Annotated in this window: 11 protein-coding genes, 2 tRNA genes and 1 pseudogene; 1 reads left to right on the forward strand and 13 read right to left on the reverse strand. The window is 30.5% G+C overall.

The window, feature by feature from the left end:
* Positions 1–15 precede the first annotated feature (15 nt).
* Genes MR07_RS01065 through gmk form a run of 4 tightly spaced genes read right to left on the reverse strand, consistent with a single transcriptional unit; the run spans position 16 to position 3,130 of the window.
* Positions 16–1,146: an iron chelate uptake ABC transporter family permease subunit gene (locus tag MR07_RS01065; RefSeq protein ID WP_024071018.1), complete on the reverse strand. Its 1,131-nt coding sequence runs from the start codon at positions 1,144–1,146 to the stop codon at positions 16–18.
* Positions 1,139–1,618, reverse strand: coding sequence for an NAD(P)H-dependent oxidoreductase (locus MR07_RS01070; protein WP_024071019.1), 480 nt, complete (start codon positions 1,616–1,618; stop codon positions 1,139–1,141). The genes MR07_RS01065 and MR07_RS01070 overlap by 8 nt, the downstream gene beginning before the upstream one ends.
* Before the next feature lie 12 nt (positions 1,619–1,630).
* Positions 1,631–2,491: an HAD-IIB family hydrolase gene (locus MR07_RS01075; RefSeq protein ID WP_024071020.1), complete on the reverse strand. Its 861-nt coding sequence runs from the start codon at positions 2,489–2,491 to the stop codon at positions 1,631–1,633.
* A gap of 60 nt (positions 2,492–2,551) precedes the next feature.
* Positions 2,552–3,130 (reverse strand): guanylate kinase, encoded by a 579-nt coding sequence (gene gmk, locus MR07_RS01080; RefSeq protein WP_024071021.1) that lies wholly within the window; start codon positions 3,128–3,130, stop codon positions 2,552–2,554.
* A gap of 73 nt (positions 3,131–3,203) precedes the next feature.
* On the opposite strand from gmk, the gene ileS reads away from it, so the two are divergent.
* Positions 3,204–5,942, forward strand: coding sequence for an isoleucine--tRNA ligase (ileS, locus tag MR07_RS01085; protein ID WP_024071022.1), 2,739 nt, complete (start codon positions 3,204–3,206; stop codon positions 5,940–5,942).
* On the opposite strand, the gene MR07_RS04690 is transcribed toward ileS, so the two are convergent.
* The 9 genes and pseudogenes from MR07_RS04690 to hisS form a co-directional block, all read right to left on the reverse strand.
* Positions 5,898–6,575 carry a hypothetical protein gene (locus MR07_RS04690; RefSeq protein WP_235062732.1) on the reverse strand — a complete coding sequence of 226 codons (678 nt, stop codon included), beginning with the start codon at positions 6,573–6,575 and terminating at the stop codon, positions 5,898–5,900. The genes ileS and MR07_RS04690 overlap by 45 nt on opposite strands.
* 99 nt (positions 6,576–6,674) lie before the next feature.
* Positions 6,675–7,013 (reverse strand): annotated as a pseudogene (locus MR07_RS04695) (sodium:proton exchanger); the annotation flags it as partial.
* A gap of 6 nt (positions 7,014–7,019) precedes the next feature.
* A tRNA-Trp gene (locus tag MR07_RS01095) sits at positions 7,020–7,095 on the reverse strand.
* A 45-nt stretch (positions 7,096–7,140) separates the two neighbouring features.
* Positions 7,141–7,234 (reverse strand) — tRNA-Ser (locus MR07_RS04305).
* Positions 7,235–7,265: 31 nt separating this feature from the next.
* Positions 7,266–8,366, reverse strand: coding sequence for a DHH family phosphoesterase (locus MR07_RS01100; RefSeq protein ID WP_327084507.1), 1,101 nt, complete (start codon positions 8,364–8,366; stop codon positions 7,266–7,268).
* 12 nt (positions 8,367–8,378) lie between these two features.
* Positions 8,379–9,242 carry an MPN551 family DNA-binding protein gene (locus MR07_RS01105; RefSeq protein WP_024071027.1) on the reverse strand — a complete coding sequence of 288 codons (864 nt, stop codon included), beginning with the start codon at positions 9,240–9,242 and terminating at the stop codon, positions 8,379–8,381.
* A 2-nt stretch (positions 9,243–9,244) separates the two neighbouring features.
* Positions 9,245–11,329, reverse strand: a complete 2,085-nt coding sequence (locus MR07_RS01110; protein WP_024071028.1) for a class I tRNA ligase family protein — start codon at positions 11,327–11,329, stop codon at positions 9,245–9,247.
* Between the two features lie 172 nt (positions 11,330–11,501).
* Entirely contained in the window at positions 11,502–13,103 is a 1,602-nt protein-coding gene (locus tag MR07_RS01115) for an amino acid--tRNA ligase-related protein (RefSeq protein ID WP_024071029.1), read from the reverse strand.
* A 6-nt stretch (positions 13,104–13,109) separates the two neighbouring features.
* Positions 13,110–14,405: a histidine--tRNA ligase gene (gene hisS / locus MR07_RS01120; protein ID WP_235062733.1), complete on the reverse strand. Its 1,296-nt coding sequence runs from the start codon at positions 14,403–14,405 to the stop codon at positions 13,110–13,112.
* Between the last annotated feature and the right edge of the window lie 5 nt (positions 14,406–14,410).

Genomic DNA, 14,410 nt, shown 5'->3' on the forward strand with positions numbered 1-14,410 from the left:
AAAAACAGACTTTCATTATTTCTTGATCAAAAATAGTAGAAATGTGGCACCTAAAGCCACAATTAAATTCGAACTAGAAATATAAGGTACAAAAGAGTTAATAGTTATTGCTAAAAGCAATAAGCAAATAGAGATCATAGTTGAAACAGGAATTATTTGTTCATATTTTCTGGTTCTCAAAACCTTTCTAGCGATATGCGTGCTGATTAAGCCCAAAAAAGCAATATTTCCAACTAAGTTAATAGTTAAAGTGTTACAACACAAGATAATTAGGTAACCAATAAATTGCAGTAACTTTACATTGACTCCCAATGAAAAGGCTTGATCAAAACCTAATTCTGCTAGATTTAAGTTTTTTGCTAATAATCTAGTTGAAAGTAAGAGAATTAATGCAATTGGAAATGCAATTTGAATTAATGGATATTGGGAGGGAAATAAATCATAGATATTTTCAGCCCCTCCCATTGCCAAAGCAAATGATGTTTTCAAAGATACTTCACTATATTCCTTTATTAGGTGAACAGCAGTTCGAAAAAAAATATTTAGCACCAATCCAAAAAGTATCAACATAGTACAGAAATTCTGCCTTTCTCAAACAGGATTTCTGTTAAATAGGAACAGTATTAAGGAGAAAACAATAAATGAAAAGAATAATGAAACTACAAAATAAGCTCAGTAATAATTTCCAATACTGGCTCCTAAAAAAGCCTTTAAGATAATTAATCCAAATGCAGCTCCATCCATCATTCCTAAAGTGGAACTGTCTGCCAGCGGATTTTGCAGTAAGGATTGAGAAATATTTCCTGAAATTGCCAATAAAGTTGCTGCAATAGCAGAGGCAATGAGAATTCAGGAGATTCTTTGATATGACAAAAAGCCAATACCTTCTGTTTCTTTTCCGCCTTGTGCTGGAGCTCTAAAACCAAAAAAAGGAGATAGTATTTGCTCTAAATCTCATTTCTCAATATTTCTGGAAAGATTCAAAAATATTAGGGAAATAGATATGAGTGAAAGAAGTAGAATTAAAACTTTCTTATTTGAGAGAAGTGAATTTCAGTTAAATTGCTTATGGTTTAACTCTTTGGATAGTTTGAAATTGTATATATATTCTGCAGGCCTACAATAGGCCTGAAGAATGTTAGACATATTTTTTTATTTGTTGAATAATTTCTTGTTGTTCGGTTTTCGGGGTGTAATTTAAAAAGATTATTTGGCTCGCCCCTAAGGAGCTAAAAGTTCATGAGACAATTTGCTTAAATTCAGATTCTCCTATTTTTGTTTGACTAACTCCTACAAGTATTAATCTCTTGGAGTGAAATATTTTTCTTGAACTTATACTGCACCAATCCAACACATTTTTCATAAAACCTGAAAAATTGTAGTTGTATTGCGGAAATACAAAAATTAGTATTTGGTGTTCTTTTATTTTTTCTACTAAGAAAGAAATTGTAGGTGGAAATTCATTTTTCTCTATTACTTCATTACTAATAAGGGGAATATTTTCTGATGAATTTAAGTAAATAGCCCAAGTCAAAAGCTCTCTCGAAAGAACCTCGGATAAAGCAAAACTTTTAGATTTTTTACTATTACTTCCGCAAATAATTAACTTCTTTAACAAAGTTTCTAAATACTAAGAAAAATAATTAATAGCATTGGCAACAGCAATACCATGTTTATTGGTAGTGTGTAGGTTAATTAGATTGGAGTTGTAACCAAAAGTTGTAAATTCAGGAGAAAAGTCCACTGCAACTCCAAAACCACATTGTTCAATCATTAATAGATCATTGTGTTCATTGCCAATTCCACAACATTCACTTAATTTCCAACCTTCAATTTCATTAATTTTTTGAATAGCAAAAAATTTATTAACTTTTCTATCTATTATTTCCAGCAATCAAGGGCCATGTATAGATACATAAAATTCAGAAAACTTGGATTCAATTAGGATTCTCAGCTTTGCTGAGTTTTTATGAAAAGTAAATAGAATTATTTTTTGTATATTTTCCCATCCATTTTGGTAGTTTTCGGTAGTATTTATTCTTATAGTTGCGTTGTATTTTTTGATAAATTTTTTTGCAACCATTCTTGAAATCCAATTATTTTCTACAAATACTTGATTTTCCGAATCTACTATTAAAAAAACAAAAGAATAATGTCTTTTCAAAAAACTTAATAATTTAAGTAATTGAGTGGTTTGAAAAGTTTGGAGGTGAATAATTTTTTCATCTCTATTGTCAAAAAGTAAACCACCATTTAAACAAATAAGATAAGGGATTTTATAACCCCCCAATCTGTCTTCAAGTCAATTAGCAATGGATTTCGCTCTAATTAAATTTCTTCCAGTGGCCAAAATAAATTGATTGTTAGTATTTTCTAGAAAAGCGCTTACAGTTGAAAGAGTGTAAGTCTTTACTTTTTTTCAAGAGTATTTTTTAGGAGATAAAAGAGTTCCATCAAGGTCTGAAAAAATTACTTTTATTTCTGGTTTCATATATTGCTAAAAACTCAAAAGGTTAGTTATGTTTTATCTAAACTAACTTTTGAAATTTAATTATTTCTGTGAAAATCCTAATTCTCTATCGAAGATTCCAATTAATTCAGACAAGCTTCTTTCAATAGAGTCATTCAGAACTTTATATTGAAATAAAGGTAACTCCTTTATTTCCTCTTCTCCTTTTTCCAATCTTTCTCTGATTTCTTGTTGCTTCTCAGTTTCTCTCGACTCTAATCTAGTTCTCAAGTTCTCCAAGGAGGGGGGATAAATGAAAATAGAAACAAAATCGCTTAATTTTCTTCTTAATTGATTGAAACCATCTGTTTCAATTTCTAGAATAATATTCTTTCCAGCATCGATCAAATCTTTGAAATTCTTCCAAAGAGTTCCGTAATATTGCCCAAAAAAATGAGCATGTTCCAAAAAACCATCTTTTTTTATTAAGTCCTCAAATTCTTCTTTTGAAATAAAGTAATAATCTTTTCCGTGCTCCTCCCCCTCTCTAGGCCTTCTAGTAGTATGTGAAATATTTACAGTTAAGTTAAATTTTTCAATCTTAATGAGTTGTGACAATAATGTTTTTTTGCCAACTCCACTAGGTCCGCAAACAATGAATATTTTGCTTTTATTAGCCAATTATTAATTAAATATTTAATGGAACTAGTGCCACTTTAAATTTTCACATTTAATTTAAAAAATCAGTTCTGCCTTGTCTATTTTTAGAAAAACACTTCGATTACCAAAAACTGATTTTCCTATGAAAGCTAATTTAGTTGAAAGACAAGCTGATTATTCCCAATTTTGACTTAGAGAAAAAGTTTATGAGTCTAGACTTAAAAAAAATTCCAATAAATCTTTATTTTTAGTTATTGATGGACCGCCATATGCAAATGGTGCTATTCACATGGGACATGCCCTTAATAAGATTTTGAAGGATTTCATAGTCAGATGAAAGAATATTTCAGGTTTTAAAAGTCCATTTTTACCTGGATGAGATGTTCATGGCCTTCCAATAGAACATAAAGTGGAAACAGAAACCAAGGATTTTAAGAGATTATCTCTACCAGAGAGAAGAGAAAAAGCTTTCAATTATGCCAAGTCACAATTAAATCTTCAACTTTCTCAATTAAAAAGCCTTCATTTAATTCATCCTTTAAATAATTACTACTCAACTTCTGATATAGATTTCATAGAAAGGGAGTATTCCCTTTTTTTGAAACTCTGAGAAAAAGGATTAATTATTAGAGAATATAAGCCAGTTGCTTGATCTTATTCTTCCCAAACAGCTTTAGCAGAATCAGAGATTGAATATGAAGAAGTAGAATGCGAGAGCATTTACTTCTCGTGAGAAATAGTTAATTCCAACAATTCTCAATTATTAGGTTCGAGGATAATACTCTGAACCACAACTCCATATAGCTTGGAAAGCAATTTAGCAATTGCCTTGAACCCAGAACTTCAATATTCTTTGGCTAGGGATGTTTTTGGAAAAATTTATATTGCCTCAAAAAATTTTTTTCTCAGAGAGGGCAATAGTTTTGAGATAATCCGAGAAATCTCTGCAAAAGACTTATTGAATTCCCAATATCTAAATAATGTAACTGGAGAAAAAAAACCTATTTTTTCTGCAGATTTTGTTTTAGAAAGTCAAGGAAGCGGTTTTGTGCACTTAGCTCCAGGATTAGGCCCAGAAGATTATTTAATTTGCAAGAAAAATAATATTTCTCCTTATTGCTTGATTAATCATCAGGGATTTTTTGAAGAAGGAGTTAAGTTTTCGGAAATTTCAGGGAAATTTTATAAAGATGCCTCTCAAATAGTTATTGAATTCTTAAAAAAAACACATTCTTTGCTCAGGACAGAAAAAATAACTCATAAAGTCGGGAAAGATTGAAGAACAAAAAAACCAATTTTGTATAGGGCTACGGAACAGTGATTTTTGAACTTAAAAGATCTGAAAAACCAATTAAACAAATCTTTTGCAGAGAAAACTTTTTCTAATCCTGATTGGCTCTTTGCAAAACTAAAAGAAACAGTATTTTCTAGAGAAGAATGATGTATATCTAGACAACGAGCCTGAGGACTTCCTATTCCAATTATTTTTAAGAATGGAAAAGAGTTCGGGGGACTCAATCAATTAAAAAAGAATGTTTCCATTCTTCTTAAAGAGGGAGTCGATGCTTGATATACCAAACCAATTTCTCACTTCATTGGAGAACAAGATAATTTGGAGGAGTTTACAAAATCTTATGATGTTCTGGATGTCTGGTTTGACTCCGGCTCTGTTTTTTCAAGAGATGAAGAATTAATAAATCACTCTGAGAGTTCGATAGTTTATTTAGAGGGAATAGATCAACTTAGAGGTTGATTTAATTCTTCCTCCATTCTTTCCATTGCCAGTAATAATTGTTTGCCCTTTTCTTCTATAGTTTCCCATGGATTTGTTTTGGATGCCTCCAAAGAAAAGATGTCCAAATCCAAGGGCAATGTAATAGATCCAGTTGAGTTAATCAAGAAAGTTGGAGCAGATATTTTCAGACTTTGAATAGCAAGTGTTAATTATTCCAAAGATATTAGTTTTGGAGAAGAGAAGATTTCAATTTCTCAACAAGACTATAGGAGAATAAGAAATATTATTTTTAGGTTTTCTCTTGGAATTATTGGAACTAATCATTGAGGAGAAATTGAGTTATCAGATTGAAATTTTCAATTCCCCGAACACCAATATATGTATTTGTATTTTTGAAAACTTCTAATTAGTGCTGAAGTGGAACTAAATTCATTTAATTTCTACAAAGTCATTAGTAAATTCAAAGAATTTTTAGAACTTTATTCCAGTTGGTATTTAGAGCTGGTTAAATCAGCTTTATATTCCAGAGATTTAAAGGATATATATAGAAATGAATCAGTAAAGGTGATTTCAACAATCTTTAAATATTCTTTAATTCTTTTTTCTATATTTATCCCTCAAACTGCGGAGGAAGTTTACCGATTTTTGGATATTCCAAATAAACAATTGTCCATTTTTCTAGAAGATTGAAATCTTCCTAAAAAAAAGAATTTAATGGGAGAAGCGGAATTTGAAAAATGAAATTATTTCTTTCAATTAAGAAGTGAAATTCTTAGTCAATGAGAAAAGCAGATGGACAATAAATCTTCTGGAGAGAAGCTTCAACTCTTGAAAGAACAAAAAGTATTTTTGCCTAAGAAAAAAATTAAGTACTTTGAAAATGAAGATTTAACAAGATTATTGATGGTCGCAGAAATAGAAGAAAGTCAGGATGAGGAAATTAGTTTTGAACTAACTAAAAAGCCGAGATGTCAAAGATGTCTTTGCTCTTGTGAATCATTAATTAAAGAACAATTTGAAGAGGAAGAACACAATTTATGCCATTTTTGCTGTTTATCCCTTCAAGAATACAGGGAAAACAACGAAAGAAAAAGTTAAATAGCTAATCATCAAGACTCAATCTCAGGAAACATTTCACTTTTTAAATTGGAAGTTCAAAATATAGTTTCCCTTTTCGTTTTTATAGAAGGAGATTAAAAATACTATATTTAGAGCTAAGGATAGACCTATTCAACTAACAAGAGAATTTTGTAGATTTGAATCTGTACTTAATTTAGATAAAAATCAACCCCCTTGAATTGATTGAGTCAATGAGGGTAGAAATAAATTAAACAGAGCTGAACCAAAGATTCCTGCACTTGCCAATCCAAAATGTCTTGACTTAAATAGAAAAAAGAAAGAAAAGAATTCAGGACAAGAAGTTACCAAACTTAGTATTGCCCCTAATCCTATATTTCTGGGAATATTAAATGTTTTTTCAAATTTAGTAACAATATTGAAATTTAGAAATGATAGTGCAGAAAAACAGACGAATATAAAGCCAAATATGCCAAGAAATTTGGAATTACTTCACTTGTCAAACATATTGGAGTAATTTTTGAAATCTTCTTGAGTTTTTTTAGTAAAGGTGAGGTAACAAATTCAAACTATAAAAAACAAAAAAGGTAAAGGACTTAAGGCACCAATGTTTATCTTCGTAGATAGACTAGTCCAAGAAACAGCAATTAGCAAAATTGCTAATTCCACAGTAAACAAAAGTCACAGAAGTGTTTTACTTTGAAAAATAGATTCAATAAAGCTCTTATATTCTCCCTCAGTAAATCTTTTTCTTTTAACTAAAAAGTAAAGGCAAATGCCTAATCCAGATAAAAAGATTATCTGGATTAAGCTGGCTCCCGTTAGGTTATAGAAAGAGTCAATTGAGTATTTGAAATCTGAATTGCTTCTATCATAAATACCAGCAGTAATAGCATTTATTACCTCTGGGAACGAAGTCCCAGTAGCTAATAAACTAGAACCTACAAATCTTTCAGATAAATTAAATCTGTTAAGTACACCCTTAATTGATTCAGAAAATAAGAAAGATAGTGCAAGTACTCCTGTACTAGTTAATAAAAATGAGAATAGTAATACAAATGGACTTTCTAGGAGAGACGACGACAGATTAATTTATTATGGCGGGGGTGGCAGGACTCGAACCCACAGCACGCAGTTTTGAAGACTGCTGTTCTGCCAATTGAACTACACCCCCAAATTAACAGGGAGAAATCTTAACTAAATTTAAACGTTAATAAAATGGCGGAATAGAGAGGATTCAAACCTCCGCATAGAGAAAGACTCTATCTAACAGCTCTCCAAGCTGCCCTCTTAAATCACTTGAGTACTATTCCGTTATAGAACTCACTATTTTATATTATCTGTCTAATTAGATTGTTTTCAGCAAATTCACAATCTATATAAAGTTAGTTTTCAAGAAAATCCTAGTTTTCCGTAATCAGAACATCCAGAAAACCCAAATTTAACTAAATAGTCATCTAAAAGAAGCAAAGAAGCCCAGAACTCTCTCTTTTTTTTCAAAACAGTAGATGCAATTAGTTTATGTCCCCCACCTCCAAGTCGAGCGGCCATTTTATCTATTGGAAGTCTTTTAGATCTAATGGAACATTTCCATTTTTTAAGAAATTTATCTTCAATAAAAATAACTCAAATTTCTATACCTGAGATATTTTCAAGGTTAGATATTGCAGATACATAATCTTGAATTGAATATTTTTTCAATAGTTTTGCACTAACTATTGAAAAGGCTAAACCATTAGGTGTTATTTTTATATTTCTGATTACCTCTTGATCAAAAAGTCTTTTATTTAGACTATTTTCAATAATCAATTCATTAATAGCTTTTCTTCTTATTCCCTTACTTAAGAGCTTTCAGAGAAAGTAATGGGTGGATGGTGTTATGTGTGTTTTAAGGTGATTAGTATCAGTGATTATTCCTGCGTAGAGATATTGGGACATTTGGGGAGTAAAGGCATATCCATAGTTGGATTCAAAATAAAGTAATAATTCTACTAGTATTTCCGCAGTGGAAGAATAAAGGTGATTTATAAATTCCAACTGGGCAAAAGAATTAATTTTTGGATGGTGATCTATGACAATTAATTCTTGACAGTAAATATGTTTTTGAGTTAAGATTCTCTCTTCATTGGGAGTATCTAAAACTATTCCTAAACTTTGTTTTAGCTCTTGATTAGTGAATTCAGTGGCTATTTCTCCATTTCAATCAAAAAGTTCCTTTTCATTTTGAGTTAAAGATTCTGGGAGAATTCAAGCAACAACTTTTTTTGATGGAAAATTAATGCTAATTCACTGATAAATAGTGAATGCAGAAGCATAGGCATCAAAATCTGGTTTTAAGTGTAGGAATAATGAAATATTTTGGTATTGTTGAATTTTTTGGAGAAATCTTTCTCCAAAATCTTCTAATACCTTACTGTGAGTTTTTACTTCTACTAATTGAGAAATAGTTAGCGAAAACTAAAGAGAGGGAAATCCAAATCTTATTCAATTTAAATCTTGGGGAGTCAAAGGAGGACTAATCCCGCCAATAATATATTTTTGATACCACTCTTTTGAGTAGTCAATTACTTCTTGAAAAGAACCTAAATTAATCTTCATTTCGTCAATGACTATCATTTGTGGATTTTCCTTACTCCATTCTTCTTTTGCATTTGGGTTGAAATTATCAGGCTTTAGATAGTGATTTTTATTTAAGAAGGCTATGCAAAAATAACCTTTTTCAATATTTCTTAAGTAAAGATACAAAGCCAATTGAAATTGATATTCTTCTGGAATTTGCAATTCTTTAGTTTCAATTGAAAATCACTTATGTATATTTCCCTTAAGCTCTTTGATTATTGGTTTTCCAAAATTATCTCTTACCAGTCTTAACTCATTTTCTTCAAATGTATAACAATACTTGTCTAGCGGAGTAGTCTTTATTTCAAGTATTGTTTGAACGGAATCTCCTGTGATTTCTTCACCATCTGGAATTCCCCCAAATATTTCATTGTCCGGAAAAATATCATATCCTACTTCTTTGCTGTTATATGAAGTAAACTTTTTGTTTAATTCCTTTTCAGCATATCTTAGCAAGACTTTTTCTATCACTACCCCCGCTTCCGCAAAGAAGGGTTCAATTTCCATTTCCACAAAACCTAACATTTCGCATCAACATTGAAAAGGAGATTTATATTTATTCCTTCCAATAACAGCCGCAATTCTGGATCCTGTAATTTTTCTCTTATATTTGGCAGACTTTTGTCTGCCTAATTTAGTTAAGAAAATTTGATTATTTGCAAAATAAAAATCTTCAGGATAGGAATAATTTTTAAATTTCAAATTTAAGTAATTAAATTAATTACCTTTCCTGAAATAATTACATATCTTTTTAATTTATTTTCCCTTAAAACTTGTAGGTATTCAGGCAAAGACTTGAAGTGACTAAAGATTTGTTCCTCAGTCTTTAAGTTAATTGGAAGCCTTACCATAATTTTGTGTTTTCCATTAAGTTGAACTGAATAATTAGCGAACTCTTCTGAAAAATTTTTCTCAGAAATTTGTGGTCAACTTGAAAAATAAAGAGAGTTGGGTTGTTTTAAAAGATTTCTTCAGATCTCTTCTGCAATACTTGGAGCAATCAAACTAATCATTTGAATTAAGGCAGAATGTTCTAGTCAATTTTTTGGTTCACCCCTCTGGAGATATTTAAAAAATACCATTAATTCAGAAACTAAAACATTGAATTTAAAAGCTTGAATATTGTATTCAACTTTAGATAAGAATTGAGAAAGTTTTTTAGTTGGATTTAACTCCTTAGAGCTCAAAACCCCTTTAATATCTAAAAAATATTTGTAGAGTTTTTCAATTCATTGTTGAAATACTGGTAGTTGTCTACTATCTCAATATTGAGTTAACTCCAAAGGCCCTAAAAAAGCCACACTTAGTCTAATAACATCTCCTCCCCATTCTTGCAGTAGAGAGGAGATTGAAACATAGTTATTTTTAGATTTAGACATTTTTTTCCCATCTTCCCCCAAGATCATTCCCTGATTTTTGAGAGTATAAAAAGGCTCATCTCCAGAATCTATTTGCAAACCAAGAACTGAATAAAGAACTTTATATCAGAATCTGGCATATAGCAAATGCATAGTTGCATGTTCTTGTCCCCCAATATAAAGATCTACGGGCATTCATCTTTCTATTTTTCGCTTCGCTTCTTCACTATCAATGGGAAGATAATGATTATTTTTCTTGATAAGATAGGCTAAATAGTATCAAGAAGAGGCAGCTCAATTTGGCATGGTGTTAGCATCTCTTCTAAAACCCTGTTTTCAATAAATTCAATCTTCATAGTATTCCAATGGAGAAGTTTTGTTTGAAGATTTAACTATTATCGGTTTATATTCTGGGAGTTTAAGAGGAAGATTATCTTCTATATAGAAATTGTCACTTGAGTCATAGTAAATTGGAATAGGCTCTCCCCAATATCTTTGTCTCGAGAAGACTCAATCTTGTAATTTAAATCTTTTAACTTTCGGAAGAATCTTTCAATTAAAAAAAGAAGGAATTTTTTTGTCACCAATTCAGTCTTCATAAATTGGCTCTAATTGATTCTCAGAATTTAGATTTGAAGTTGTGAATTTAAATGGAATTTTTTGAATAGTTTGAGTGTCATAGTAGTGAAACAAAACCTCTCTATCTTTCGGAATTTCCTTCAAATCCAAGAGACTATAAATTTCAGATTCTTGATTTATTTGAAAGCCAGATATGGATCTCACTTTGTCTAAATCAGTTTCATAGTGATAAAAAGTTTTACCTTTGATATTTATTTCAATTTGGTAGGCCTCGCGCTCTCCAATTCACTCGGATTGAATAGCTTTTATTTTTTCAGGTCAGTTTAATTTTGAAAGAGAAGAATTTAGCTCTTCTGCATAATTAGTAATTTTTAAGACTCATTGAGTAAGTTTTTTTTGCTTGACTAAGTGATCCCCCCTTTCTGAGTAAAAATTACCATCTGAACCTTGATAAATTTCTTCATTAGCAAGAACAGTTTGTAATTCATCAACTCAATTAACTTTTCTCTCTTCTAAACTAGCTAAACCTTTTTTATAGAGTTGAATAAAAATTCACTGTGTAATTTTGTAGTACTCTGGATCAGTACTATTTATTTCCAATTCAGGATCATAACTAAAAAATAGGGAATTTAATTCCCTTCTAAAGTTATTGATATTTTGAAGCGTGAATTCTTGTGGTGGTTTTTTGTTTAAATTTGCAAATTGTTCTGCGGGGAGCCCAAAAGCATCTCAACCTATTGGATGCAAAACAGAAAATCCCTTCATTTTTTTGTATCTAGCAATAATATCTGTAGCTAGGTAACCTTTTACATGCCCTATATGAAGCCCTGCCCCAGAAGGGTAGGGAAACATATCTAGTATGTAGTATTTAGGCTTAGTTAAATCATCCTCAAAAGAGTAAGTTTTTTCTTCTTTTCACGTTCCAATTCATTTCTCTTCAATCTTTTTAAAAAATTCCTTTTTCTGGTCGGTAGTGAAAGAAGAAAAATTTGTCTCTTGTTGAGTTATTGGTTTTTAGAAGAAATTAAGAAGACTTTAGGGAGGACATTGAACAAATTCCGTGTGAATTCTTAGGAAAAGCAATTGCATCTCTAATGCTTGGAAGATTTAACAGTTCTTTTATTAATCTTTCTCAACCAATTGCAATACCTAAATGTGGAGGAGTTCCGAACTCTAAAGCCTGAATGAATCAACCTAAATCGTGGTTAATAGATTCTTCTGAATGACCCAATAGTTTAAATATTTCCTTTTGTAGTTGAGAATCTGTAATTCTCTCAGAACCAGAAGCAATCTCGGCACCATTCAAAACCAAGTCATAACCAGTAGATTTTCAATCAAAAATATTTTCAGACTCTTTGATTGGCATAGTAAATGGATGGTGTGTTGTGACTAATTCACCATCTTTGTTTTTTTCAAAATAATTTCAATCAACTATTCAAACAAACTTGTAAGGTTTGTTTTTATCTGAATCAGTTAATCCAAATTTAAAAAGCTTATTTCTCAATGAACCCAGAAGATACAAGGGCTTTTTATCTTCTCTTAAAGAACTTGTTATGTAGAAAACATGGGAATTTGGCTTTAAGTTTAGGGAATTGATGAATTCATCTATTAAATCATCTAATTCTCCACCTAATTCCAAATCATCTCCCTTAAATATGTACTTGATTTTTGGACTCAACAGAGATGAGAGTTGTGTGGGTTCTATTTTAACCCCTTGAAACTTTATATAGTGATAAATTTGTGAGTGAGAATCCCTAGATTCTCATCTTTGAATAATTAAAGGATTTCTCAAATCAGGTTTATCTGTTCCGTATTTTTGAAGAGAATCTGAAAGACTTAAAGTTTGAAAATCCTGATTTTCTAATTTAACTCCTAAAAGTTTATCTATTAGAAGTATTAATAAGTTTTCAATTATTTCAAATAATTTTTTAGATGTAGAAAAAGATATTTCAATATCCAATTGAGTGAATTCATATTGCCTATCTTCCCTTAATTTTTCAGCTCTGAAATTTCTAGAAAATTGAAAATAAGATTCAAATCCTGAAATCATTAATAACTGCTTATAAATTTGAGGAGATTGAGCTAAAGTAAAACTTTCTTTTACTTGATCATTAATCAATGTAGAGAAGGTGTTGGCACCTTCTTTTGCCGGAAAAGATAATATGGGTGTATTAACTTCTGTGAAACCCAAAGAGCTTAAGTATTCAAATGTAATTAATTTTGCTTTTGAACTGAAAGAAAGATTTTTCTGTAAAGATTTTCTCCTTAGATCAAGATATCTGTATCGCATTCTATATTTTTCTTCACTGACTCTCTCTTCATTCAGATCAATAGGAATAGTCTTAGCTTTGGAGATTAACTTTAATTTTTCTCCCTCCATTTCTAGTACACTCCTGTTTTCTGAGATTTTTGGAATTCCCTGAATTAAGACTACACTCTCTCTAGCTAAACAGTTAGGTTCCAATTTATCTAGAGAGAAATTAACTGAGATTCAATCGCTACAATCTCTGACAACTAAGACAGTTAGGTTTTTAAATTTCTTAATTCTCTCTAAAAATCCTGCAATAACAACTTTTTGTGAGAGAAATTCAGGAAGTTTGGAAATTAAAACTCTTTCCGAGAGCAATTAGATTTAATGTTCAACTAAGTTTTGTAACTCTCGAATCAGATCCTCATCTTTACTTAAAGGAAAAGAAATTTGAAAGCTTTTATTTTGTTCTTTCAAAATAATTTCATTGTTTTCTTTTTCTTTAGCTCCGTAAATCAATAACCACTTTATGTTTTGTTTTTCAGAGAACTTAAAGTGAGACTTCAAGTCTTTCAACTCTCAGTTTGACTCAACCTCTAAGTCATTATCTCTTAATTTTTTTATTAACTCAATAATTTTGGATTCAACTTCTGGGAATAAATTACATAAATAGACTTTTTTATTAGGTTGAGTTGGTCATTCATATTCTGATTTCTCGAGCGAGTGAATTAACCTTTCAATTCCAATAGCCAATCCAACTGAAGGAACATCTTTTAAGTCTTTTGATAAATGACTGAATTTATTAAACAATTCATCATATCTCCCCCCTCCCGCAACTCCTAGACCTCTATAATTCCACTCAAACACAATTCCAGTGTAGTAATCCAAACCTCTAACTAGAGTTTCATCTCAAGTGTAATCAACTCCCAGTTCACTTAAGAATCTTTTTATTTTCTTTATTCTCTCCAACTCTTCCTCACTTAAGAATTGTTGAATTTTAGGAGCTTTTTTTACTATATCTAGCAAAGAATCTTTTTCATCATCCAATATTCTTATTGGATTATTTTTGATTCTTTCTAGTGAATTATTACTTAAACCTTCATTATTTTTTAAGAAGTATTTAGTAAGTTCTTTGGTTCACTTTCTCCTAGTCTCTTTATTTGAGAGAAAGTTGACTCTTAACTTTAGTAGTCCTAAATTAAGAGTATTTTTAAAAAAAGAGTCCAACATATATATAAGTTCAACTTCATAAGCTAGAGAACTAGCCTTAATTATTTCTAATCCAAATTGAGTGAATTCTCTGAATCTTTGATTCTGTGGCCTTTCGTGCCTAAAACATTGTGAAGAATAAAAGAATTTCAGTGGAGAAGGGTTACAGGATAATAATTTTTCTGAAGCTATTGTTCGAGCAACAATAGCAGTTTCCTCTGGCTTTAATACATAATCTTCATTTTTCAGAAAGAATAATTCTTTTTTTAGAATCTCTCCTTCGGGATTATTGGAGTCCAAAAAAATAGAACTTCTTTCAAAAGTTGGAGTTTGAATTTTCTTGAATCCAATAGATCTTGCTCAATAACTTAACTTTTGAACAAGAAATTCTCTTTTATTTATTTCCTCCTCAAAGAGAGCTCTAGTTCCCTTAGGTTTTTTAAGAATTTTGATTACTTTTTCTTCTTTCAAAATTA

It is taken from the genome of Mycoplasma ovis str. Michigan, assembly GCF_000508245.1.
Classification (GTDB): domain Bacteria; phylum Bacillota_I; class Bacilli_A; order Mycoplasmatales; family Mycoplasmoidaceae; genus Eperythrozoon_A; species Eperythrozoon_A ovis.